We start from the raw sequence: 23838 nt of genomic DNA, 5'->3' as shown, positions 1-23838 counted from the left end.
CGCCTTTTTTATTGCTGTAGGATTAAGCCCCCAGCATCTGCTTCACCAGCTCAACGCAGCGCAGGAAGCGCGTATCGTAGTCATCCTCTTTCACATGGACGAAATCGATGTTGTTCTCACGCAGCATAGTCACCAGCATCGACTGAAACTCGCGGCGATCCATCGAACTGCCCAAGCTTCGCAAACCATCTGCCACCCACGGCACGTTGTTTTCCAGCAGAATCACCAGATCGAAACGGTACTCATCGATTAGCGCCTGCACAAACGGGTGCTCGCGCCCTTCATACTTGAGGCAAAACGCCTGCGTGGTGACAAAGTCGGTATCGATAAACGCCACTTTACTGGCGTATTTGACTGCGAAATCAATGTACTGCGCCTGCCCTAAGGCAATCTTGTCGTAGTCGGAATACTGCAGCGCCATCTCATCGCCACCGAGGTGCGAGAAGACATAATCGCGGCCATATTCCCACGCACTGGTGGTATTGAAGATGTTCGCCAGCTTGTTGACCAGCGTCGATTTGCCGCTGGATTCACCACCGAGGATCGCCACGGTGCGCACAAAGAACGGCTTCACTTCGGTCGGAATGTATTCCCAGTAGCGGAATGGATCCTGACGAATCTGCCCGCCGCTAATGCTCATAAAAGATCGGTTAGGATCGATCACTACGGTAGGAATACCGAGGTGCTGTTGGTACATCGCCGCATCAGGCTCTTCGCTGGTGTAGATGCAATCCGGCTCAATACCCTGCTCGGAGAGGAATTTCTTCACCCCTTCGCTCCATACATCCCAGCCGTGTGGATAGGGTTCGATCCCCTCTTCATCAAACGAGTGGATGCGGATGTTCTTCTGGTATTTGAAGGTCTGCAATAACCAGCGCAGACGATCGCTGACGGTCGGCTGCTGCGACATGGCACTGTTTTCAAACAGCTCGCGATCGCGCGGATCGTCGTGTCCCATAATGATGTGCAGCTCATCCACCTGGCTGCAGGCGCGCTGGATCAGATAGATGTGGCCGGTGTGCAGCGGGTAGAACTTACCGAACACCACGCCAACGGTTTTGTCACGACGAGGGAATTCCAGCCCAAGAAATCGGTGCAGTGCTTCCAGCTTTTGCGCGCTGGGGCTTTTGATTTTGGCATTCAGCAACTGGCTCAAGTAGCCTTTGGTCATCCCGCTGGCATCTGCAACCTGCTGCAGCGTATGGCCCTGCTGGCGTATGGCGGTTTTCAGGTAGTCGAACGATGACATTTGGTGCCTCCTGCATCGGCTTTAGCGGCGCAATCTATTGCGCACCTGCCAGCAACATGGTTGCTTTCAGGTTCGCGCGATAAATCGCGCCGCTACGGATAAGTGCTTATTGTGGATCATTCCAAAAATTAAACGACTTGGCTGCTAACTGTAGGGGCGGCATGTATGTCGCCCAGTGAAATTACAGCTCGTCCAATATCGCCAGCGCATCCGCCAGCTTCTTGGCGCTGTACACTTTCATGCCGTCGATGGCCTTTTTCGGTGCATTGCCCGCCGGCACAATCGCACGCTTGAAACCGTGCTTAGCGGCTTCGGAAATGCGCTCCTGACCACTCGGCACCGGACGAATTTCACCGGCCAGCCCCACTTCACCGAAGATCACTAAATCCTGCGGCAGTGGACGGTCACGCAAGCTCGATACCATCGCCAGCAGCAGCGCGAGGTCAGCACTGGTTTCGGTGACTTTCACACCACCGACCACATTGACGAACACATCCTGGTCCGCCATTTGTAAACCGCCGTGCCGGTGCAGCACCGCCAGCAAAATCGCCAGACGGTTTTGCTCAAGGCCGACCGCGACACGACGCGGGTTGCCCATCATCGAGTGATCCACCAGCGCCTGAATCTCCACCAGAAGCGGACGCGAACCTTCCCACACCACCATCACCGAACTGCCAGAGGTGACTTCATCGCCGCGTGACAGGAAAATAGCTGACGGGTTGCTGATTTCACGCATGCCCTGCTCGGTCATGGCGAACACGCCCAACTCGTTCACCGCACCGAAGCGGTTTTTGTGACTGCGTAGCGTGCGGAAACGGGAATCGGCATCGCCATCCAGCATCACTGAACAGTCGATACAGTGCTCCAGCACTTTTGGCCCGGCCAGCGAACCATCTTTGGTGACGTGGCCTACCATCACAATCGCCACGCCGCGCGTTTTAGCGAAGCGCGTCAGGTAAGCAGCGGTTTCACGCACCTGCGCTACGCTACCGGGCGAAGACTGAATATCCGCCATGTGCATCACCTGGATGGAGTCGATGACCATCAGTTTCGGCTGCTCCTGCTCGGCGATCAGACAGATCTGCTCGATACTGGTTTCCGACAACATATTCAGGTTATCAGTGGGTAATCCCAGACGATGGGCGCGCATCGCGACCTGTTGCAGCGATTCCTCACCAGTGACGTACAGGGTTTTCATCCCTTCGGACAGCTTGCACATCACCTGCAACAGCAGCGTCGATTTACCGGCTCCCGGATTACCACCGATCAAAATCGCACTGCCTGGCACTACGCCGCCGCCCAGTACGCGATCAAACTCTTTGAAGCTAGTGGAGAAACGCGGCACGGCTTCGAGGCTGATCTCTGACAGCTTCTGCACCCGGCTGGGTCCAGCGCTCCCGGCATAGCCACTCAGACGCTCGTTACGCGCTGCCGCAGGCGAGGCGGCAATACGCACCTCGGTGATGGTGTTCCACGCGTTGCAGGCGCTGCACTGCCCCTGCCAGCGTGGATAATCTGCGCCGCACTCGTTACAAACGAAGGCGCGTTTTGCCGCTTTGGCCAAATCAAATCCTCAGTTAACGCTCTTCGTGAATCAGGCTGCCGGTCAGGATGCAGAACACACCCATCAGGTCGGCATGGCGGATAATGATCGACGCCTGCTCATTCACTTTTGGTTTAGCATGGTAAGCAATCCCTAGCCCCGCCGCTTTGATCATTGGCAGATCGTTAGCACCGTCGCCAATCGCCACGGTCTGTTCTGGCGAGATTTCATAACGCTCAGCGAGATTTTTCAGGGTATCGGCTTTAAATTGCGCATCGACAATCTGCCCCACCACTTCGCCGGTCAGCTTGCCATCACGCATTTCCAGTTCATTGGCGACGGCCGCCGTTAAATGCAGCGTCTGGCGCAGATAGTCGGCATAGTAGGTAAATCCACCGGAGGCAATCGCCACCTGCCAGCCCAGCGCCTGCAGTTTTTGCACCAGCGTGGTCAGGCCCGGCATCAGCGGCAGGGTATCACGCACCTGCTTGAGGATATTGGCGTCGGCACCCGCCAGTTTCGCCACGCGTTCACGCAGGCTGGCTTTGAAATCCAGTTCGCCACGCATCGCGCGTTCGGTCACTTCAGACACCTGATCACCGCAGCCCGCCAGTTTGGCGATTTCGTCAATGCATTCGATCTCGATCGCGGTGGAATCCATATCCATCACTAACAAGCCTGGGGTTTTCAAGTGCGGGATCTTGCCGAGCGGCGCGACATCAAAACCGGCGTCATGCGCCAGCTTAGCAGCACGCGGCGTCAGCGAGCCGGCCAGACGAACCACCTGATACTCATCGACATTCCAGGCGCTGACGATCACCATCGCCGCGCCCAGCAGATGCTGATAATCGGTCAGTTTTTGTTTATCGAGTCCACGCCCATACAGCAACCAGCCTGTTCGACCGGCACGGTAATCCAGCGGCATCACTTCATCACCGCTGAGGGAAAGGGGTAAACCCGGCCAAAGTGAAACATCGGCGGGCAGATCGCACCAGGTAAGACGATTTGGCATTACAGCTCCTGTAGGGACAACAAAACCACGCAAGAGGCTACCTTGTCTGCGCGGGTTCTGGCAACATAATTGCCAGCCTTTCTGCTGTTACGTCACACGGGTTTCTGATGGTTAAAACCGCACTGAAATTTCGCCTGCATCGCACGGTGATTGTTCTTATCTCGCTGGCACTGTTAGTGGTGCTGATGCAAGGGGCATCCTGGTTCAGTCTCGGCCATCAAATGGCACGCTCTGAGCAAGTGGAAGAACTGGCGCATACGCTGACGCGTCAGGTGGCGTTTAGCCTGAAACCGCTGATGGACAACAGCGACGACAACCGCACGCAAATCGAAGCCATCCTTAATCAGATGACCGATAACAGCCGCATTCTGGATGCCTCCGTGTATGCCGATGACGGCAGTCTGGTGGCGCACAGCGGCGAAAGCATTAATGTGCGCGATCGCCTGGCGTTGGATGGTAAACGCGCTGGCAGCTATTTTAACCACCAAATCGTGCAGCCGCTGGAAGGCAAAGAGGGACCGCAAGGTTTCTTGCGCGTGACGCTGGATACCCACGTGCTGGTCACCGAATCACGTCAGGTGGACAACACCACCAACATTCTGCGTTTGATGATGCTGCTGGCGCTGGCGATTGGCATCATCCTCACCCGTACGCTGCTGCGCGACCGTCGCACCCGCTGGCAACAATCACCGTTCCTGCTCACCGCCAGCCGTGCGGTGAAAGAAGATAAGGAACGAGAGGAAGAAGAAACGGCCAGTGACCTGACACCAGAAAAAGAGAAAGAGAAAGAGAAAGAGAAAGAGCACTGATAATGTGCTCATGAATAGATTCGTGCATGGATACATGAATAGATTCTACAATAAACAAAGCCCGCACAGCGGGCTTCTTCACATCATCACAACGTTTACGTGAATAGATATTTTTAGCGTTGTGTCAGCAACGCTTGCAGCTCAGCCAGCGTCTTCACCTGCCAGGTCGGTTTGATATTTTCCGGGAACGGACGCGTGCCGTGATCGATCCAGCAGGTTTTTAGCCCAGTATTCATCCCGCCCAGAATGTCAGATTCTGGCGTATCCCCGACCATCAACACGCGGCTGCGATCCGGGTTGCCGAGCAACGCCAGCGTGTGGTCGAAAATCGCCACATCCGGCTTTGGCACCCCCACTTGTTCGGAGATCACCAGCTCGTCAAAGAAGTCACGGAACCCCGTGCGCTCCAGACGCGCCTGCTGCAAAGCGGTGAAGCCGTTGGTGATGATGGCGATCTTCACTTGACCCTTCAGCGCGTTGAGCAACTCAGCTGTGCCGTCAAGTGGCAGACAAATGTCGGCCATCGCGCTGAGGAAATCACAGGGCGAGTTTTGCCGCACCGCTGCTGATTAGTTCATTGAAAACGGCAGTGGTAAAGTGATGCCGTTAAAGGGATTGTTGCCGTCGGCCTTCCGGTACGCGCGCAGGTGACGATGCCAGCCTTCCAGCACCAGCAGACTTATCTGCTGCGCGGACATCAGCCCGCGCTCCTACAGCGTAAATGAGTGGAAGGGCGCCTCGGCGCCCTTCAGTTTCCAGTACAGCATGCCGTCCATCGGCAGCTGTGCGGTGATGCGTGAGAACATAAGTAGATTCCGTAACTTATTTAAGAGGTTAAGTCACGATGGGAGGTTAAACGTGCGGGTTTGAATTGCAGCACAGAAAACGTTGAATGAAAGTTAGCTCCTGATCTTACAACGATTTTTTATTCATAGTCGGGGTCTGCCTGATGGAGGCGGAATAATTTAAGTCCCTCGCCTGTTTGGGATGCTGTGTAATTTGCATTAATAAAATACTTAGCCATCTCAAAATCTGTTGTATCGAACTCTTTTGTTACTTGGTATCCAAAGTTCACTTTTGAATAGTGAGATTTATCTTGCTCAATTACAATAAAATTCGCCCCATGCATTTCACTTGATTAAGTTACTCGATCACCATTTAATAAATAGTAAAACCTATTTCACCCACAACATCGTCCTGTATTATGTGAATGGAATCTTTTATACACTCCAAACAAGTAAACTCTTTCGCACTCACATTTAATTCCACGCCACTTCACTCAAGATCATTCACCACCACAAGAAAAAGTGCAGAATCACAATAAAAAATTCAAAAAATAAAATTTAAACTAGTCCGCTTCATCTGGTGACAACATGAAAATTTTTTCGGCAAAGTCGATGATTTTATCTTTATAGACTATTTTATCAATCCATTCTTTCGGAATACCTGAGAAACCATATAATGCACCAGCGAGTTGACCTGCAGTAGCAGCAACGCTGTCTGCGTCGTCAGCCAGATTTGCAGCCAGCAAAACGGCATCCTTAAAGGTATCAGTATTCCAAACAGCCCATAATGCCGCTTCTAAAGTATCAATGACGTAACCTGTTGATCTAATTTGATCGCGAGATTTCAGTTTATACTCACCAGCGTTAATTATTAATATGCGAACTAGCGCTGACATTTTATGAGAAGAAAAAGCCTCTTCCTTACTATACCCATTGAGTAGATAATGCAGAACAACATTTAAAAACTGACATGCATTAATTGATTCCGGTGCAGAATGGGTCGCCATGCTCTGAATACCCGCATCTCGCCATCCATCAACAAAAGATTTCCTTCTAAAAATAGCTACTGGAGCATGACGTATCAGAGCTGCATTACCCGCTGAATCTGGAGATGTATTACCTACCCAATCAGGGCCATTAGATATTACCTGTTCCAAAGCAAAACGAGTTGCATTTCCTATATCAAAACAGGTCCCATTTGAACTATTGTGTCCATTTTTATACCAATCAATCAATTTCGCTCTAAAAAAATCGGTATCACAAAATCCTTTATTTATGTAAGTTTCAGCCAAGCATAGCGCCATTGAAGTATCATCTGTCCACTCCCCTGCATTAAGATTAAAAGGCCCTCCTCCGATCATATCATTAATTTTGTATTTATCTCGAGGCTGGAATTCGAGAGTTGTTCCTACTGCGTCGCCTACAGCAAGCCCCAAAAGCAACCCTTTTGCTTTATCTAATGCATCATGGTCAGAGTTCTTTTGCTTTAATGTCTGCATCCACTCAGGTTTACTCTGCACCTCGTCAGACATTGGCTGTGGATCATAAGACATTCTATTTTTCATTTGCCGTGAGGCCTCTGGAACCAAATCAGCATATTTTCTGGCATAAATCTTAAGTTCAAAATCTGAAATTCTTAAGTCGATCATTATAACTCCTCATAATTCAAGAAAATCTGCCCATCTACATCCACACGATTTACTACTTTAAATTTAGTACCGGGTGGGTATAAAACTTCAGCTTCATTGGGATATTGTGAAAGAAAGTTTATGTCTTTTCCAGAAGTTCCTTTGATGTTAATGTTGATATTTCCAGAAAATGGCTCTTTAGCAGATGTACTCATGAAGGCAGGATCAGATACAACATTTCCAATTTGATTTTGGTTCAACACTGATGAGGGTAATTCCGATATGCCTCTGGATGTTTCTCCGGCATACGCTGGAAGTTTTAGAAGGCCTTCGGTTGCATGATCAGCAAATGCTTCTAAGTTTGGAGTTAATTCAGTTGTGCCACGTAAAGCTGGATTAATTGCCGAATAACCTTCATTGGTAGTATAACCATAGAGTGCACCAATTTGATCATCTGATAAATTTTTCAACAATTTAGGTGCATTTTTGAGTGCGTTTGCTTTACCTTGAGCAATCCAAGCATCAGCGGTATCTTTACCTACAGCTTCTGCTAAGGTCATTTTAGGTTCTGTGAAATTCTCAACGATGATTTTTGAATTTTCAACTCGCCAGCCATCAAACTTCATTCCACCTTTGCTGCCAGCGGCTCCGCCGATGAAGCTTCCCGCCAGCATAGACCATTTCTGACCATCCGAGCCCTCACCGAAGAGTTTTCCACCGACCCAGTTACCGGCATAGCCACCACCCAGCGCACCTGCCAATCCAAGCAAAGCTATAGCTGGCGAAGCCAGTACGCCCACAGCGGCCGTACCTATACCCATCATTATCCAGTTAACCCAGTCGGGAATTTCCGGGTTAATGTCGTCGGTCTGGTACTTCCCTCCGCCGATAAAAACATTCGAGGATCCGCTGGCAATCTCTGCACTACAGGTTAGACGGTCACCGATACGCGCTGCCGGGTAATTATTGATAAAAACCTTGTCTGAACCTTCTGCTACCAGTTGCAGCGAACCACTGTGTTCATCACAGTTCCCTTTCGATAAATGGGCACGTATTGCAGGTCTGCTGTTAATAAAAACATTAGGGGAGCCAGACAAGAGCTTACCGGTGTTGTGTCGTGGTGCCCAGGACATACTACCCAGCACCTCACCTATCCCTCCTGCTGCACAGGCACCTGCCGCAGCGGCTGATACGGCTATCAACGCCGCACCTCCGGTTACAACAACTGCTGCAGCACCCAGTATTGCTCCACCGATCAGGCCTGCTATCATCCATCCCTTGGATGCAGTATGCGCTATGTCATCCTGCTCTCGCGCAGCATTGAATTCCGCCATAGCTTACACATCCTTATGCCTCTGTAAAAAAGCCCTGATTTGCTCTTCGCTGTTTAACTCCTCAGGCCCTTCAAATTGCTTAACAACGTCAATCACGCCAGATAGAGATGAATTGTGCCTTCCCGGTGACGTCCACAACGCGTAACGTAGTGGTTCTTGATCATTCAGCGCCGCAATATGTAGTGACTGACCCGCTGAATTAAAAAATAAGTAATGTCCATTCAGTGCTCTCTTTAAATCAACATGCTGATAGAGTGAGTTGACCGTTTCATGAGCAGTGAGGATTTTGGTGTCATTATCGAGAGAGAAAAAAGTATCGGTAGAGTCGGGTGATATGGGGAGGGGTTCAATATCACTTTCAGAATGATTGAAACGGATACTGTTGATGATCGTCTGATACTGTTTTTGATAATATTCACCGAATTTCCCTGGGCAGGTTCCGATATAACAGACCACCTTCTTCCCACTCAGCTCTTCATCGAGCAGAATTACGGTCTGCTTCTGCCATATCTGAACGCCACCATTTTCAAAATGATAAAAAAGCTCAACAGCGGATAAGCCATCAACCGTGATAACTTTTGATGTAATGCTGGCGAATGCCTCTACAGTCGTGCCCATTTCTTTTAGGATTCTTGCAGCAACTTTCTGCACAGTATCATCATGGGATGCCGAAGCCCGTGATACCACAAAAGTGAACTCGCTGGCATTATTCTCGCTGAGTGTGAACAAATTCATAGTGCGGTCTTTAAATATATCGGGCAACTCTAGCGAGGCTTCCTGAAGAGTATAAATAGCCATAGTTATTCCTTAACATTACTCTGAAGAAGAGAAATAATTTTCAATCTCGTTTTTAATGGTATCTTTATGCCCCCCGCCAGGAGAGACAATTGCAGCGGTTCCGCCAGAAGGATTTAAATTGAGCTCACCACTTTTCGTATTAATCTCACCTTTACTGTCCACCGTAAGATTAAAATTCTTGCCGATAAAATTGATTTCACCTTCTTTGGTCAATTCAATCGCACTGAGTCCGCATTCAATACGGATACTTTCACCCGCGGCTATGACATAGGAGGCTAAAGTTCTTTCTATGCGGTTTCCGGTTGTCAGAGTCTTGCTGTTTCCCTGTGTGCCAATGGTATGATCGCCCTGTACACGGGTTTCATGATTAGCCCCAACTGCCACCGTCTGGTTATTCATCACGCTGTGAGTTTCATCATTCTTAACGTGTGTATCCATATTTCTTTCGGCCTGAATCCACACCTGCTCCTCACCCGCCTTATCCTCGAAGCGCAGCGCGTTTGCCGTGTCCGCATTCCCGTCCTTTGAACGGCTTAAAAACCCCATCTGCGTCGCCGCCGCCGGCAGCGCCCACGGCGGCATGCTCGCCTCGTTGTACACCCTGCCGATTATCAGCGGACGGTCCGGGTCGCCGTTGATGAAGTCCACCACCACCTCGTCGTTCACCCTCGGGATCTGAACCCCGCCGAAGCCCTGGCCCGCCCACGCGCTTGAGACGCGCACCCAGCACGAGCTGGTGTCGTCGCCCTTCGCCAGCCGGTCCCAGTGGAACTTCACCTTCACCCGCCCGTAGCGGTCCGTCCAGATGGACTCCCCCTTCGGACCCACCACCTTCGCCGTCTGCGGGCCGTGCGTCTTCGGCCACCGCGTCGCCGGCGCCGCGCGGTACGTCACCCCTGCCGGCAAAACCGTGAACGCAATGTTGTGCGTTGAGCCTTCCCCGTCGCCGCTGGCGTAGCTGTTCTCCGCGAAGTCATACTGCGCCGACGTCACCAGGTACTCCCCGTTGTCGCTGAAGTGTGGCGCGTTGAGAATCGAAAAGGTAAAGCCCGGCGCGATGCCCGTGGCCGTGCCCGAACCGCTCACGCTGTGGTGCTCCACCTGCCACACCTCCTGGCGGATGCGCGTGTAAAACTCGCCGTGGCTGTGGTCCACAAAGTGACCCGGCCAGTCATACACGTCCACCGAGCCCGGCACCGGCGACGCCGGGTTCTGCCGCGCCTGCAGCATCCACGCGTTCGGCTTGCGGAAGTCGTAGTCGTCCGTGCTGTACATCCCCGGCGTCACGCTCTCCTCCAGCGACCACTGGCTGATGCCCTCCTCCGTCACGCTCCCGCCCGACGGCGTCACATGGTACGCAATCGTCTCGTAGCCCGGGAACGGCTGGTGCTGGTCCGCCGCGTCGCACAGCACCATCACGTGACGCTCCGCCTCGTGCCGAAAGCCGTAGTAAATCCCCTCCAGCTCCATCAGCCGGCTGATGAAGTCAAAGCTGCTCTCCTGGTACTGCACGCAGTATTCCCACACCCGGTAGCTGCCGCTCAGCCGCGACTCCACGTTCACCCCGTACTCCTTCAGCAGCGTCTGTACTATCTGCGGCACCGTCTGCCCCTGGAAGATGCGCAGGTTGCGGTCCCGCTTCATCGGCCACAGGTCCGGCTCCACCGTCAGCGCGTATACCGCGTAGCGCGTGCCGTTCAGCTCCTCGCTGCGCACCGATACCCGGGTGATTTTGCCGTTGAGGTAGCGCGGGTTCAGCAGGCTCTGCGTCGGCAGCGTGAACGTCACCGGCTGCCCCAGCAGCGCGTGGCGGTCTACCCGCGCGTCGGTGGACAGCAGCTCCGCCTCCAGCGTAAATGAGTGGGAGAGCGCCTCGGTGCCCTTCAGTTTCCAGAACAGCAGGCCGTCCATCGGCAGCTGTGCGGTGATGCGTGAGAACATATGTAAGTCCCTAACAATTAACTTTGTGGATCGAGCAACCAGACGCCTTCCTGGCTAATCTGCAAGGTTTGCTCACGCGTGCCAGCTTGGCCGCTGATGGCGAAGGTGTAAGAACCGGGTGCCAACTGTAACGAGGCGAAGCCATTGGTCGCCGGTACCAGTGCCTGAGGCTTGCCATTGACCTGCACATGCTCGCCTTGCTGAAGCTTGATATACACCTGCGCAACCGGTTCGGCTGGCACAGGCGCAGGTTCGGCCTTCGGTGGCGCGGCAGGCGCAACGGGAGTAGATTCGACGGGTGCTGGCGTCGTGGAGGGTGCGCTAACTTGAGCCGTTTCAACAGCTGGCGCATCTTCACTGCCGCCAGACATCATCAGGCCGACACAGAGTCCCACCAGCACACCGGCAGCGACTAAGCCCGGCAACGCGAATCGATGGCGCAGTAACGCTTTGACAGGCGAGACGGCAGCTTCCTCTTCTGCTTCCTCAATCGGCACCAGCATAGTGCCTGGTCCGCTGATTTTGGCACTCAGTACAGGCTCAGACTCACGCTCTGGCAGCGCCATCAACTCGGCAAAAGCATCAATACTCTGCGGGCGATCTTCAGGCTTAAGCGCCAATGCGTGATCGACCGCACTCAACAACGCAGGTGAGAAGCCGGGTAGGCGACGCGGCGCCAGTGGCAGGTAGTTATCCTCGATGCTGCGCACCACACTGACTGGCGGCGGTGCACCAGTAATCAGGGTATGCAGAACGGCACCCAGTGCGTAGATATCCGTCCAGGCACCTTGCTCACTTTCATCGTTATCGCTGTACTGCTCAATCGGCGCATAACCCGGCCGCAACATGGTTTCGCTCTCATCGGACAGATTGCCGATGGTTTTACGTGCGGAACCAAAATCGAGCAGCACGGGCTCGCCGTTGCTCTGGATCTGAATGTTATCTAACGAGATGTCACGATGCAGATAACCGGCTTCATGAATGGTTTTGATGGCACCCAATAATGGCGGCAGTAGGCGACGAATCCAGGTTTCATCAACCAACCGCGGATTACGTTCACGAAAGTTCGACAGCGTGGTGCCGCTGTAAAACACCGTGCCCATATAGGCGGTATCGTTCTGTACCCAGAAACGCAGCACATGCAGCAAGTTGGGATGGTTAAACCGCGCCAGCAAACGCGCTTCCTGAATAAAACTGTTCAAACCGGCGTGGAAGGTTTTGCTGAGACGCTCACTGCGCAGCACCAGGTTGAGATCGTCACTGCGCACCGCAAGTGAGGCAGGCATAAACTCTTTGATGGCGATATCGCGTTCGAGTTGATGGTCCCAGGCTCGATAGACAATGCCAAAGCCGCCACCACCGATAACTTCTTTAATTTCAAACTCATTGAAACGGTATCCCAGTGGCAAAGCATTGGGTACATTCAGGGTATTATCGTGTTCCGACATATTCGAAAACTCTCTGAGAACTAACGGCTTTAAACATCGAACTGGCAAACAAACTCGCCTTGCTCACAACGCACCTGCACTCGGCGATAGCGTTCATCGCGGGCGTGGGCGCTGAGCAACATCTGGCTCATCTGCGGCAACAGGGTATTCGTGAGGATGGCATCGACCATGCGGCCGCCTGATTCCACCTCAGTGCAACGTTGAACGATCTGGCTCACGACAGAGGCATCAATCTCGGCCTCAATGTTGTGGTTGTCTGCCAGACGACGAACAATGCGCGCCAACTGCAACTGCACAATTTCAGCCAGCATGGCATCGCTCAGGGGGTAATACGGCACGACCAGCAGACGGCCAAGCAGCGCAGGCGGGAATACCTCCAGCAGGGGTTTGCGCAGGGCGGTGCTGAGCGCTTCAGAATCGGGCATCAGCTCAGGATCGGCGCAAAGCGCACTGATCAACTGTGTTCCAACGTTGGAGGTGAGAATGATGATGGTGTTGCGGAAATCGATGTGGCGGCCTTCGCCATCCTCCATCCAGCCTTTATCAAATACCTGGAAGAACAGCTCATGCACATCGGGGTGGGCTTTCTCGATCTCATCCAGCAAGACAACGCTGTAAGGCCGACGGCGCACGGCTTCGGTCAGCACACCGCCCTCGCCGTAACCAACGTAGCCCGGAGGCGCTCCTTTTAAGGTCGAAACCGTGTGCGCTTCCTGGAATTCACTCATGTTGATGGTGATGATGTTCTGCTCACCGCCATACAAAGACTCGGCCAGTGCCAGCGCGGTCTCAGTTTTACCCACGCCGGAAGGACCACACAGCATGAAGACGCCCACGGGCTTGTTGGGATTGTCGAGACGCGCGCGCGAGGTACGCACACGTTTCGCGATCAAATCCAAACCGTGGTGCTGGCCGATCACGCGCTGATTCAGGGTATCGGCGAGGTTCAACACCGCGTCGATCTCATTTTTCACCATGCGCCCCAGTGGGATCCCGGTCCAGTCTGAGACCACGGCAGCCACCACGCTGGCATCCACGGCGGCAAACAGCAGGGGCGTTTCACCCTGCACTTCACGCAACTGCTGCTGCGTGCTATCCAATGCCTCGCGCAGCACAGCTTCACCTTCCACCACACAACGTGCGCGTAGAGCTATCAGCTGCTCTACCAGCTCACGCTCTTGTTGCCAGCGTTGCTCAAGTGCATCACGTTCAGCTTCCAGCGCCACACGCTGTGCTGCCATCTCTTGCTGACGCGCCACGTCGCCCAAACCGACGGTGATTTCGCGCGCGATGATTTCCGCTTCGATGTCGAGCGCCGCCAGACGATGTAAACAATCTTCCAGTGCCGCAGGCTGTGCGCCCTGACTCACCGCCACACGCGCACAGGCCGTATCCAGCAACGCCACCGCTTTATCTGGCAACTGGCGGGCTGGAATATAGCGATGCGACAGCTTGACTGCCGCGCTAACTGCTTCATCCAGCAGTAATACCTGATGATGTTTCTCCAAAGCACTCACAGTACTGCGCAGCATCAGAATCGCTTTGGCTTCATCCGGCTCCTGCACCTGCACGGTCTGGAATCGGCGCGTCAGTGCCGGATCTTTCTCGATATATTTTTTATATTCTGCCCAGGTGGTGGCCCCGATGGTGCGCAGTTGCCCGCGCGCCAGCGCCGGTTTCAGCAGGTTGGCGGCATCACCGGTGCCCTGCTGTCCACCCGCACCCACCAGCGTGTGGATCTCATCCACAAACAGCACAATCGGCGTGGGGCTGGATTGCACGTCATTGATCAGTGCCTGCAAACGCGCCTCGAACTCGCCTTTCATTCCGGCCCCCGCCTGTAGCATGCCGATATCCAGCAGCCACAACTGCACATCACGCAGTGATGCAGGGACATCGCCAGCGGCAATACGCAAGGCCAGACCTTCCACCACCGCGGTTTTACCCACACCGGCTTCCCCCGTCAGCAGCGGGTTGTTTTGACGGCGACGCATCAAGATATCCACCATCTGACGGATCTCTTCATCGCGTCCGGTCACAGGATCGATGCGGCCTTCACGGGCACGAGCGGTGAGGTCCTGACCGTACTGCGCCAGGGTATTTGTACCGGCAGGCGGCGCGACGTTTTCAGCATTGGGCTGAACCGCAGACTGCTGCGCTTCTTTGCTGCTGCCCAGCACGTGATCGAACTGCTCCAACAACGCATCGGCATTGATGCGGGCAAATTGCGGTGAGATGCCCTTTAACACACTGGCGAGGTTGAAGGTTTTTAGCATTCCGATTAGCAGATGACCGCCACGTATGCGCGTGGCACCGTATTTGAGCGAGGCGTAAACCCAGGCTCGCTCCACTGCACTATCAATGTGTTCAGCGAGATCGGAAACGGCACTTGCACCACGTGGCAGGCGGTCAAGGGCGGCAACGACATCTCGCGTCAGCGCGTTTTCATCCAGTGAAAAATGGCTGATTACCCGCTGCAGGTCACCCTCTTGCTGCTGCATCAGCTGATGTAACCAATGCACCAATTCAACATAAGGGTTGCCGCGCAACTTACAAAAAGCGGTCGCGCTTTCCAGCGAGGTAAATAACAGCGTATCCAATTTGCCGAACAATACGGCACGGCTGATTTCAGACATAGTGAGTCTCTTTGATGTAAGAAGCAGGCGGTAAAGCAGAAAAGGGGATGGGCTAGCGTGCTGCTGCCTCAACCTCAAAAACAAAATCGTCGCGATCTTGCGGCTGTGGACGTTGCCCCAGCCAACTGGTGTAACCGAGCCGACTGTTGCCGCTCAGCTTCACGCCCTGCACCGCGTCCGCAGCCAGAACGAGCGTGAGATCCCATTGCATCTCAATGCCAAGGTAGTGACGAACCCAGTCGCGGACTTCACGTGCGCCCGGTGCATCCGGCAGGAAGTGGGCATATTGTTCCGCAGTGAGCGGCCCCAGCCGTAAACGAAACCGGTGTTGAACATCGCGCACGGCAATGCCCAGAAACCCGGATTGCCCCAAGCGCGGCATGTGCCTTCCCGCGCCCAAACGCGCCTGATCGCGCTTATCCAGAGAGAGCCATTGCGGTACGTTCTCCTCAAGCGCCACTGGCACGCCAAAATAGAGGCGTAGAATACGGACTAACCCTTCCGCATCGTGACCATGACGGCTTAGATGACCGACCAACATCAATCGCGCATGCAGGCTGAGTGAACTGCCCTGCTGCTGAGCAGGCAATCCAAGACCAGAAAGGCATGCCAGGTAGTTGCGGAAGCGACTGTCATCACTGCGATCCAGCGATGCCGTCGGCTGTGCATCGGCCCAGGCGCGATAAAACAGCAAGGCAGCGCGATGATGGAACAGATCGGCAAAGGCCGCGAAGCTGTGGTCCTGATGGTGCACAATACGTTCGTACACATACTCGGTCAGGTGCGTCGGCAGCGGCCCGTTGGGGCCAAATAAGCCAAAACTGTAAAGGGATATCTGATGGCGACCGTCCTTTTCGCGCTGGCTGACTTTTGCCAGCGCCGCGGGCGCGAAAGCCAGCGAAGGCGTTTGCCCAATGCGCACCGCTTCAAATTTTGGCAGCGGCGCGCGGCCTAACGCATAACGCTGACCACTCTGCGCATCCACTTTGCGCAGTAACTGAAAGAGATCGTAGCGCCAGGGTGCGGCCATCACGGCCTGCCAGAAATCATCTGGCAAGTGCGTGGCACGCTGCAATGGGATCACTTGCGCAGTTTCACTCATATCAGCGCCTTCTTGCCCATGCGCGGCGGCCAGTAACCGACTTCGCCACGCTGCTGGCTGTTCAGGGTGAACTCCGTGAAACTGTTTAACGCCACCAGTCGTGCAAAGACACGTTCCAGCACACTGCCCAGTAACCAAGGACTGGCCCCTGAGAATGCCTGCTCATCCACCTCCAGCGTAATGCTGACACCGCGCGCAAACACCACCGGGCCCGGTTCAGGAACGCGGCGATTGACCGCACTCAGCTGGCAATGGCGAATGCCTTCAATCTGACGCGAAACGGGCGCATCGGCTAAATTGGCGTACAGACTGAGGAGCTGGCGCAGTGCGGCAGCGCCCTCACCTTCGTCACTGTCCATCAGGCTGAGATAGTTCATTTGCAGATGGCTAATCAAGCGCCACGAAGAGAGACCTTCGGCCAGAGCTGGACGCGGCGGCGTCGGCCCCTTACGCAGCCGTAACTGGCCAACCGGGATTGAATCTGGCATGACAAAATTGCCCTGCTCTTGCTGCAGCAACATTAGCGGCAAATCACGGCTGGTACACATCACATCGGCGGAGAGATAGCGCAAGTCATCGCGCCACGGTGTGTGCTGCTCATCCACCAGCGAGAGAAAGACTTCCGAACCGATATAGCCGGTGCGCGTGCCGTAGCGCTGCGCATGCTCGGACAGCGTACGTTGTTCGCGGCGCAGTGAGAAATAGGCTCCGTAATCACCGCCATCACCGCTGAAAGTGCTCCAAAAAGGGCGGAAGATTTGTTCTTCACGCTTGCCTTCAACAGTGGCAAACAGACGCTTAACTGAGTGGACTTCATAATCCAGCGGGCGAATGTTATCGACCACCAGATGGTATTCATGCTGGCTGTCACTGACTTTTAATCGTTCCGCGGTCTTCGGGAACAGATTGATCACTGGCGTGCAATGCAGTGCTAAATGGCTGGTATCTACCACGCTCTCCAGCGCGCTATCCGCCACATCCAATAACACAATGATTTCAAAAGCCTGAGCATTGTCGCACTGGCGAATAAAGGGCGATAGCTGACGTAAGCTGATGAATTGAAAACGCGCCGGGAAAGCAAAATACTCTTGCAGCAAACGATAGCCGTCGAAGTTACGTAAATCGTCTGGCAGCAACGCTTGCTCAGCTGCAAACCCTTCTTGCTGCAAGGCGTCATCGCCCAACACGCGACGAATCGGCTTTTTCTCCACGGACTGCACCAGAATGGCAACGCGATGCTGCATCAGCAGCTCCAGCAGCTTCAGCGCCTGAATATCCGGGCCGCTCAAGTAGAACATCACATCATCCAGCTTCAGCTGGTCCAGAGAGGAGATGCCTTCGCACTCGATGCGGATACGCAGCGCGCTAGCTGCGCCAATGCCACTGAGTTTGAGTTCGCTGAGTGGAATATCCGCTGGGACGCCGCCAAGCGAAACCTCGCTGATGTGCAGGGGTTGCAGCATCACATCGTGCGCCGTGGTGTAGCTGCAGGTGACGCCGCTTTTCTTCAGATGCTGGCTCTCCATCATGGTGCCGCGCGGTACCATGAAGCCATTGCTGATATCCCCTTTTTGCGTGTCAGGCGTCAGTTGCGCGATAGCCATCGAAGGCGTGGGCGAAAGGTAGCCTGGCGCAATCATTTCCAGCATACGCTGTGAAAAACGCGGAAACTCGGCATCCATTTTCAGCTGCACGCGTGAGGTCAGAAAGGCAAACCCTTCCATCATGCGTTCAACGTATGGGTCAGCGACCTCAATACCGCGCATCCCCAAACGCCCAGCCACTTTGGGATAATGCGCAGCAAACTCCGCGCCCATCTCACGCAGATAAGCGAGTTCACGGTTGTAATAATCGAGCAGTTTGCTGTCCATGATTAGCCTGCATCCAGTAGTTCGAAATGACCGCTTTCCAGATCAACTTGCGTACGGAAGAGAAACTCCAGCGGATAAGGCACGCACCACAGCCGCCCTTTAATCTCAATCGACAACATGTTGTGCAAACTGAGTGATTTCAGGTCGCTAACGCACCTCACCTGTAAGCCTTGCGGCAGAATGCGCGGTTCGTAATGCAGGATGGCATCGGTCATTTTGCGCTGCATATCCTGCCATTCAATATCCGAGATGTTCTGCCCTGCCAGCGGCGCCACGCCAAAGTTCCATACCGACCGCTGCACATCGCCATACGCACTGAGGTCTTGCTGCGCTTCGTTGTTGATGGTGTTAAACAGCCACTGCAAATCACGCAATACATTGCGGCGGAGCGTGTTATGCGTGATTAACATGCTGTTGTTGGGTTCATGGGTTTTGTCAGGCGAATGGTCAGTCAGGCGATCCAGCAGCGATGACTGCAGCTTGTCGCGTGCGGTTAAGCTGTCGCGATTTTTACGTGAACGATAGCCACCGTGTAATTGGGCGTAACCATCATCCTGCGTACTGTAATCACTGCTCATCAGCTGGCTCGATGTTATCGAAAGTGAGATGTTGCAACGTCAATAACGGGTGCTCCGCACTGTCGCTCAACCATACTTTCTGGCCGTAACCGATAAACTGGCTGTTATCCTCGTCCAGTGCTTGCCACTCCGTCACGCTGGCGCGCAGATAGCGCTCATCAGCACCTGCTTGCAACGGATAGCGCGCTGGAATTTGGCACACTTGTTCGCTGCCATCGACCAGCTGCACACGCGTGTGACGCCACACCAGATCGGTGACGCCACTGGGTGCCTGAAACTGCATTTCGCGGATGGCGGCAAACGGGATCCAGTAATAGCGGCCATTGGCGATAACTTCGCATACCGGGCCAAAGCGACTGTCGCCGTCCATCAGCCAGGCAAAATCAGTGGCGTGCGCCTGCTGCTGAAGCGAACCGGGATTGGCTTCAGCCTGATCCAAAGCTTCCATGCGCATCGCAGCGGCCTGTGCGGGTTGGCCTGCAATGTCTGCGCGCAGTGCCGCCAGCAACGTTTCACACCATGACCAACTGCTGCCGGGCAATTGTGGTTCAGCTTCGCCTTTCAGCACCGCTTCACGTAGCTGCTCACCGGCAATCGCCTGTTGTAATAAGGTGACGGTGGGCTGAGCCTGCGGTGTCATCGCTAACCAGGATTGCAACTGCGTCTGTGCACGTGACCAGTTGCCTGCAAGACACAACATTTGCACAAAGGCGGCACGCAGATCTGCATTTGCCGGATTGGCCTGAATTTGACGGGTAATATCGGCCAGATTGTCCGCTAATGGGCTGTTCGCCAGGCGCTGTTGTAACGTCTCCATGCAATCTCCTTTTGCGTTAGTTAAGCGTGCGGTAGACCGCTGCTGCCGGGTCTTTCAACTCCGGATGAAGCTGATCCACCAGTAACACTTTGAGAGCGGTATCGCTGTCGATCCACGGTGACCAGACTTTGCGTACTTCTTGCAGGCGTGCGTGGAGTGCACTCTCATCAGCGGCCTCGCTGGCTGGCATCTGAACGACAACCTGGTTTATCGCCTGCCATCCGTTGAATTGCGTGCTGAAAGGTAACACCAGCCAGCTGTCAGGGGATTTCTCATTACTCAACACCATGCGTTCACTGTTGACGGTGGTGATAGTCAGTTCACTACTCGGAGATTTTGTATTGAGCCCCGCCACCGGGAAGCCTTGCAGAAAGGTGACCGCTACGGTTTTCGCCGCACCGTGGCCCATTTGGGTCAGGCTACTGTGGCCACTTAACCAACCCTCTTTACCACACACTAATCCCTGTTTAGCCGGAACAAACAGCGCGCTAGTTTGCGCAGGGTGTTGCCACCAGGTGCGGAAATGACAGCCATCCAACAAGCTGAATTGCAGCCATGGCGTCGTGTCAGCGGGGGGAGAATTTAAGACTGGGGTAGTGACGGCAGCGGGCTGTTCGACGGGCGGGGGCGTGACCACTGAAGCCCACTGCTGTGCTTTGGTCGCGCTACCTGTCGCTAACTTCGCACCCTCGTCATCAGTTAACTGCCAGTGCAGCTGCTGTAAGGATTTACACTGCGAGGCCATCAACCCGGCAACACGGGGTAAAAAGTCATCTAGCACTGATGCGTTTTTGTCGCCTTTAGTGACGATACGTAAATCCACGTTACTCTGACACCAGCTCGCGACTTGATTATCTTTTACATCATCAATCCAGATATCCAGCTTCTGTGCCGGAGACTGCACAATGCGATAGTTCTTAGCAACAGCCTGTGAGCTGAGCAGAAGCGCAGCCAATCCCAATAATCCATATTTCATGTTGGCGTTCTCAATCTCTAAGAGGGAAAAACTGCGCCGCTTCGGAGAGCGAATGCAGTAAGGTGGTGTCCTGCGGTGAGCCAACCCAGACAGCCAGCGCGCTGAAGTTATCCTGCTGGCCTTGTTCCGGTTGGCTGTTTTTAATGATTTGCTGCATCAGGGTGAGCCACTCCTCTGGCGTATTCACCATGTGCAATGACTGCTGCATCTGTTCCAGTGTCACGCCATGCCAAAAACCATCGGTGCACAGCAAAAACGCATCACCATCTTCAATCGCAATCACATCGCTGTAACTGGCATCTCGCTGCTCATCGCCCATCCCCAAAGCAAAATAGAGCAGATTGCTGTTGATTCCTTCGGTCTGGTGACCGGCATCTTTCATTTGCTGCACCAGGCTGTGATCGGTGGTGACGTGATACAGATATCCGCGACGAAACAGGTATAAACGGCTATCGCCCGCATGCGCCCAATAAGCCAGTTCGTAATCACGGTCGATAAACAAGCTCACCAACGTCGTGCCCATACGGCTGTGTTGGCTATTGGCTTTCTGCTGCTGACGAATCGAGTGGTTAGCGTGATTCACATAGTCCCGGATGGACTGGGCATTCAGGTGAGCGTTGCCATCGAACGCCTCCATCAAACTGGTGCGAGCAATCTCTGCCGCAACATCACCGCCCGGGAATCCGGCCACGCCATCGCAGACGACAAAACAGGCTGAACGTTCACCGATGATGTCACCGGTTTGATCTTGATTGCTGGCGCGGTCGCCCTGATTCGACGTGGAAGCAATAGTGATATTCATGTCTCATCCGTGTGGGTTTGTGAGTCTTTGTACTGATTGACTTCCAGGTCATAGGCGTGAAGGAAAGCTTCACCAAACAGGGTGTGGAAATCGTCTTCAATTTCGCCTGCGGTTTCGCCATAGCGCTCAACGAAGTGTTCCCACAGGGCAGCTTTACGGCTACCGGGCAACCCCAGACGAGAAACTGATCCCGCCTGACGCGCCTCTTCCTCTAACTGGTCTGGATTAAAGGATTGCAGCATCGAAGCGATGATGGCGCGGATCCCGGCGATCATGCCGAGCTGGTGAGCTTGCAGATCGATCAATGCATCACGCACCGCCTGGCGCGGTGGCATAAAGCCCGGCATACGACTGCCGAACATCTGCATTAATACCGTCTTACCTGATGGCAATAATTTGAAGGGGTTGTTGGCATCATCCAGGATCACCGTCATGTCGGCTTTTACACCGCGCTTGAGGATTGAGCGTGAGGAGAGTAACGCCACCGTGCCTTGTGAGAACATGCTGAGCATCTGACCAAATTGCAGCATCTGGTCGCGGTCAAACTGCGGCGTCGGCTGTAAATCGCGCAGGCCCATGCCTTCCAACAACGCATCCAACAATTCACCTTTAAGCGCATCACCATTCGCAGAACTGGCGTTGCCGCTCGACTCTGCCGCACGGCTTTGGCTGCTGGAGGCGACGGGATCAATACGCAAGCGCCCTTTTGGTGTCGGCGATGGGGTGCGTTGAACCGCTTGCGGCGTCGGTAGCGTGATGCCACCGTAATCGAGCTGCGAACTCAATACTTCGACGGGTTCCAACTCAGGTTCAACGAGGGGCTGTGGTTCTGTGGTGGCTTGGGTTTCGGTATTTTCAAACAGTGGCGAGCTGTTGAGATCCGCTAGCTCCACCGAGGCAGCTTCAGGCTGCTCATCAGCATGCTGTTGCAACGGTTCAGGTTTCGCATGTTGCGGCAACGGTTCAGGTTCAGCGATGGGCGGAGCAGGTTCAACGATGGGCAGTTCAGGCTGCGCCAGCGGTACGGCATTGCCCATCATCAGTCCTAGTGGATCATCATGATTGCGTGCATCAGCGCTACTCTGGTTGCCAAACAGGCTCAGAGGATCGAGTTCGGTTGAGGGTGCCTCCAGTTGAGGCTGCGCGGTGGCGTTTTGCTGCGCCGACAGCGTGCTTGGCGTGCGATCCTCAAAGATGCTTTCTTGGGAGAATAAGGCATCGTCTTCATCGAACAGGCCGGTGACTTTCTGTTGCTGTCCAATATCTAAAGGTGCATCGCTTAGCAGCTGCGCCAGCGGATCTTCAGGATTGCGTTCTTTCGCCGCGGGGGCCATCAGCGGGTGTGACGTCGTTTGCTCTGACAGCGGTTTTTTACGCTTCGACAAATCATCCGAGATTGAAAACTCTTTGGCGAGGCTATCCCAGATTTCACTAGGGATGGCTGCGGTACTGCTCTCTTTCTCTACCGGCAGCTCATCAGCCATAACGACAGAGGGGGCAGCAAGCGGAGCGGCTTTGGTTTGCTGAGTGGTATTGAGTTCGTTGACCAGTAACTGGTAGTCATCAATGCCCAGCACGTCGCCATCCTGCAGCTCAACCTGACGACCGCGTTCCAACGGAATATCGTTAAGCAGCACGCGTGTGACATTACCGCGATTAGTCAGACGGTATTCTCCCTCTGCCGTGATATGAACGATCGCCTGTAAGCGAGAGATGGTGCGATCATCATCAGGAAGCACCAAATTGTTATCGACCCCGCGACCAATGGTGCCGCCAGGGGGTAAAAAATCACACTGAGTTTGCGGCGGCTGGTGGCCGGGTTTAGTCGTTATTATTGTAAAGCGCATAACGGGTTCCTGCGGTTAGCGGTTCGGCATCTATACTGCGCACCACTCGAAGAGAAGTGCGGGATATAGAAGCTAAATTGGGCTTCTTAATGTCCGGGGCAGAGAGTTGAGTTTTAACGAACTAATTTGGTGATTTAGTTTTTAAGTTATGATGATAAATAAGGTTGCGGGGCAGTCGTTTTAATAGGGGAGTTGCTTAAGCATGGAAGTTCGTTCTTTATCCATTCTTATTATGCAGAGGTTACTGGCAACTTCATGGACACTGCTCCCCTTCTCAGCGGCCGACGCTTCTAAATCACACTGTCCGTTGCGGTATTTAAGCCAACTGCGCTGAGTCTCAACAACGTTGGAAATATATTCATTCGCTTGTTGTTGCGCGGCACCATACATTTGCACAATACGTTTTTTGGCGATGGCATATTCTTGGTTTAAATTTTCTTCAGCAAGCTTCTTCTTTTGAACGGTGCATTGATAAAGTTCGCCATCGAAATGTGAGTTAGTGCAAACATTGTCGGCTAAAGCTGGCAAGCTCACACAAAAACATAAAAACACCGCTATTAAAATTCTAACCAAGCTCATGACACCCATCATTTTACCCATATAAAAGAAAAATCATAAAATTACTTATCAGGAAGGGTATTAAAAAAGAAACATGGGAGGAA

The 23838-nt window shown here is 53.8% G+C and carries 20 protein-coding genes and 1 pseudogene; 1 reads left to right on the top strand and 20 read right to left on the bottom strand.

What is annotated here, in order from left to right; genetic code table 11:
• Nucleotides 1-22 precede the first annotated feature (22 nt).
• From nadR to serB, 3 genes are all read right to left on the bottom strand, one after another.
• Nucleotides 23-1249 (bottom strand): multifunctional transcriptional regulator/nicotinamide-nucleotide adenylyltransferase/ribosylnicotinamide kinase NadR, encoded by a 1227-nt coding sequence (gene nadR, locus HA51_RS07020; RefSeq protein WP_084933716.1) that lies wholly within the window; start codon nucleotides 1247-1249, stop codon nucleotides 23-25.
• Between the two features lie 181 nt (nucleotides 1250-1430).
• Nucleotides 1431-2813, bottom strand: a complete 1383-nt coding sequence (gene radA / locus HA51_RS07015; protein ID WP_084933714.1) for a DNA repair protein RadA — start codon at nucleotides 2811-2813, stop codon at nucleotides 1431-1433.
• Nucleotides 2814-2826: 13 nt separating this feature from the next.
• A complete protein-coding gene (serB, locus tag HA51_RS07010) occupies nucleotides 2827-3804 on the bottom strand; it encodes a phosphoserine phosphatase (RefSeq protein WP_084933711.1) in 978 nt (325 codons plus the stop codon).
• 107 nt (nucleotides 3805-3911) lie between these two features.
• Here serB and HA51_RS07005 point away from each other — a divergent pair, with 107 nt between their 5' ends.
• A complete protein-coding gene (locus HA51_RS07005; protein WP_084933707.1) occupies nucleotides 3912-4613 on the top strand; it encodes a YtjB family periplasmic protein in 702 nt (233 codons plus the stop codon).
• Between the two features lie 113 nt (nucleotides 4614-4726).
• On the opposite strand, the pseudogene yjjG reads toward HA51_RS07005, so the two are convergent.
• The 17 genes and pseudogenes from yjjG to HA51_RS06925 all read right to left on the bottom strand — a co-directional run.
• Nucleotides 4727-5149 (bottom strand): annotated as a pseudogene (yjjG, locus tag HA51_RS07000) (pyrimidine 5'-nucleotidase); the annotation flags it as partial.
• A 33-nt stretch (nucleotides 5150-5182) separates the two neighbouring features.
• The gene (locus HA51_RS27660; protein WP_281253423.1) at nucleotides 5183-5311 is read right to left on the bottom strand and encodes a hypothetical protein; all 129 of its coding nucleotides are present in this window, start codon (nucleotides 5309-5311) and stop codon (nucleotides 5183-5185) included.
• A gap of 227 nt (nucleotides 5312-5538) precedes the next feature.
• A complete protein-coding gene (locus HA51_RS27775; RefSeq protein ID WP_084933698.1) occupies nucleotides 5539-5742 on the bottom strand; it encodes an immunity protein Tsi6 family protein in 204 nt (67 codons plus the stop codon).
• Nucleotides 5743-5961: 219 nt separating this feature from the next.
• Complete coding sequence (gene tri1, locus HA51_RS06990; protein WP_084933695.1) at nucleotides 5962-7047, bottom strand: ADP-ribosylarginine hydrolase Tri1; 1086 nt, start codon at nucleotides 7045-7047, stop codon at nucleotides 5962-5964.
• Nucleotides 7047-8360, bottom strand: coding sequence for a PAAR domain-containing protein (locus HA51_RS06985; RefSeq protein WP_084933692.1), 1314 nt, complete (start codon nucleotides 8358-8360; stop codon nucleotides 7047-7049). Before HA51_RS06985 ends, tri1 begins: the two co-directional genes overlap by 1 nt.
• Nucleotides 8361-8363: 3 nt before the next feature.
• Nucleotides 8364-9158, bottom strand: a complete 795-nt coding sequence (locus HA51_RS06980; protein WP_084933688.1) for a DcrB-related protein — start codon at nucleotides 9156-9158, stop codon at nucleotides 8364-8366.
• Between the two features lie 15 nt (nucleotides 9159-9173).
• On the bottom strand, nucleotides 9174-11099 hold the full coding sequence (locus tag HA51_RS06975) for a type VI secretion system Vgr family protein (RefSeq protein ID WP_084933685.1): 1926 nt from the start codon (nucleotides 11097-11099) through the stop codon (nucleotides 9174-9176).
• Between the two features lie 17 nt (nucleotides 11100-11116).
• Nucleotides 11117-12547, bottom strand: coding sequence for a serine/threonine protein kinase (locus tag HA51_RS06970; protein ID WP_084933681.1), 1431 nt, complete (start codon nucleotides 12545-12547; stop codon nucleotides 11117-11119).
• Between the two features lie 29 nt (nucleotides 12548-12576).
• Nucleotides 12577-15183 carry a type VI secretion system ATPase TssH gene (gene tssH / locus HA51_RS06965; protein ID WP_084933677.1) on the bottom strand — a complete coding sequence of 869 codons (2607 nt, stop codon included), beginning with the start codon at nucleotides 15181-15183 and terminating at the stop codon, nucleotides 12577-12579.
• Nucleotides 15184-15235: 52 nt separating this feature from the next.
• On the bottom strand, nucleotides 15236-16285 hold the full coding sequence (tssG, locus tag HA51_RS06960; RefSeq protein ID WP_084933673.1) for a type VI secretion system baseplate subunit TssG: 1050 nt from the start codon (nucleotides 16283-16285) through the stop codon (nucleotides 15236-15238).
• On the bottom strand, nucleotides 16282-18156 hold the full coding sequence (gene tssF, locus HA51_RS06955) for a type VI secretion system baseplate subunit TssF (RefSeq protein ID WP_084933667.1): 1875 nt from the start codon (nucleotides 18154-18156) through the stop codon (nucleotides 16282-16284). The genes tssG and tssF overlap by 4 nt, the downstream gene beginning before the upstream one ends.
• 2 nt (nucleotides 18157-18158) lie before the next feature.
• Complete coding sequence (gene tssE, locus HA51_RS06950; protein ID WP_084933664.1) at nucleotides 18159-18734, bottom strand: type VI secretion system baseplate subunit TssE; 576 nt, start codon at nucleotides 18732-18734, stop codon at nucleotides 18159-18161.
• Nucleotides 18724-19551: a type VI secretion system accessory protein TagJ gene (locus HA51_RS06945; protein ID WP_084933661.1), complete on the bottom strand. Its 828-nt coding sequence runs from the start codon at nucleotides 19549-19551 to the stop codon at nucleotides 18724-18726. Before HA51_RS06945 ends, tssE begins: the two co-directional genes overlap by 11 nt.
• Nucleotides 19552-19567: 16 nt before the next feature.
• The gene (locus HA51_RS06940; protein WP_084933659.1) at nucleotides 19568-20527 is read right to left on the bottom strand and encodes a hypothetical protein; all 960 of its coding nucleotides are present in this window, start codon (nucleotides 20525-20527) and stop codon (nucleotides 19568-19570) included.
• A gap of 10 nt (nucleotides 20528-20537) precedes the next feature.
• Nucleotides 20538-21329 (bottom strand): PP2C family protein-serine/threonine phosphatase, encoded by a 792-nt coding sequence (locus HA51_RS06935; RefSeq protein WP_084933654.1) that lies wholly within the window; start codon nucleotides 21327-21329, stop codon nucleotides 20538-20540.
• Nucleotides 21326-23176 (bottom strand): type VI secretion system-associated FHA domain protein TagH, encoded by a 1851-nt coding sequence (tagH, locus tag HA51_RS06930; protein ID WP_084933652.1) that lies wholly within the window; start codon nucleotides 23174-23176, stop codon nucleotides 21326-21328. Before tagH ends, HA51_RS06935 begins: the two co-directional genes overlap by 4 nt.
• Nucleotides 23177-23356: 180 nt before the next feature.
• A complete protein-coding gene (locus tag HA51_RS06925) occupies nucleotides 23357-23755 on the bottom strand; it encodes a lysozyme inhibitor LprI family protein (protein WP_084933649.1) in 399 nt (132 codons plus the stop codon).
• Between the last annotated feature and the right edge of the window lie 83 nt (nucleotides 23756-23838).

It is taken from the genome of Pantoea rwandensis (genome assembly GCF_002095475.1).
Lineage (GTDB): Bacteria > Pseudomonadota > Gammaproteobacteria > Enterobacterales > Enterobacteriaceae > Pantoea > Pantoea rwandensis.
Note: the sequence above shows the minus strand (reverse complement) of the source record. Positions and strands in the feature narration are given on the sequence as shown.

What these genes read in the sequence shown, in the direction of transcription:
- nadR (WP_084933716.1), bottom strand. Translation starts at nt 1,249, where the DNA reads ATGTCATCGTTCGACTACCTGAAAACCGCCATACGCCAGCAGGGCCAT.
- serB (WP_084933711.1), bottom strand. Translation starts at nt 3,804, where the DNA reads ATGCCAAATCGTCTTACCTGGTGCGATCTGCCCGCCGATGTTTCACTT.
- HA51_RS07005 (WP_084933707.1), top strand. Translation starts at nt 3,912, where the DNA reads ATGGTTAAAACCGCACTGAAATTTCGCCTGCATCGCACGGTGATTGTT.
- HA51_RS27660 (WP_281253423.1), bottom strand. Translation starts at nt 5,311, where the DNA reads ATGTCCGCGCAGCAGATAAGTCTGCTGGTGCTGGAAGGCTGGCATCGT.
- HA51_RS27775 (WP_084933698.1), bottom strand. Translation starts at nt 5,742, where the DNA reads ATGCATGGGGCGAATTTTATTGTAATTGAGCAAGATAAATCTCACTAT.
- tri1 (WP_084933695.1), bottom strand. Translation starts at nt 7,047, where the DNA reads ATGATCGACTTAAGAATTTCAGATTTTGAACTTAAGATTTATGCCAGA.
- HA51_RS06985 (WP_084933692.1), bottom strand. Translation starts at nt 8,360, where the DNA reads ATGGCGGAATTCAATGCTGCGCGAGAGCAGGATGACATAGCGCATACT.
- HA51_RS06980 (WP_084933688.1), bottom strand. Translation starts at nt 9,158, where the DNA reads ATGGCTATTTATACTCTTCAGGAAGCCTCGCTAGAGTTGCCCGATATA.
- HA51_RS06975 (WP_084933685.1), bottom strand. Translation starts at nt 11,099, where the DNA reads ATGTTCTCACGCATCACCGCACAGCTGCCGATGGACGGCCTGCTGTTC.
- HA51_RS06970 (WP_084933681.1), bottom strand. Translation starts at nt 12,547, where the DNA reads ATGTCGGAACACGATAATACCCTGAATGTACCCAATGCTTTGCCACTG.
- tssH (WP_084933677.1), bottom strand. Translation starts at nt 15,183, where the DNA reads ATGTCTGAAATCAGCCGTGCCGTATTGTTCGGCAAATTGGATACGCTG.
- tssG (WP_084933673.1), bottom strand. Translation starts at nt 16,285, where the DNA reads ATGAGTGAAACTGCGCAAGTGATCCCATTGCAGCGTGCCACGCACTTG.
- tssF (WP_084933667.1), bottom strand. Translation starts at nt 18,156, where the DNA reads ATGGACAGCAAACTGCTCGATTATTACAACCGTGAACTCGCTTATCTG.
- tssE (WP_084933664.1), bottom strand. Translation starts at nt 18,734, where the DNA reads ATGAGCAGTGATTACAGTACGCAGGATGATGGTTACGCCCAATTACAC.
- HA51_RS06945 (WP_084933661.1), bottom strand. Translation starts at nt 19,551, where the DNA reads ATGGAGACGTTACAACAGCGCCTGGCGAACAGCCCATTAGCGGACAAT.
- HA51_RS06940 (WP_084933659.1), bottom strand. Translation starts at nt 20,527, where the DNA reads ATGAAATATGGATTATTGGGATTGGCTGCGCTTCTGCTCAGCTCACAG.
- HA51_RS06935 (WP_084933654.1), bottom strand. Translation starts at nt 21,329, where the DNA reads ATGAATATCACTATTGCTTCCACGTCGAATCAGGGCGACCGCGCCAGC.
- tagH (WP_084933652.1), bottom strand. Translation starts at nt 23,176, where the DNA reads ATGCGCTTTACAATAATAACGACTAAACCCGGCCACCAGCCGCCGCAA.
- HA51_RS06925 (WP_084933649.1), bottom strand. Translation starts at nt 23,755, where the DNA reads ATGAGCTTGGTTAGAATTTTAATAGCGGTGTTTTTATGTTTTTGTGTG.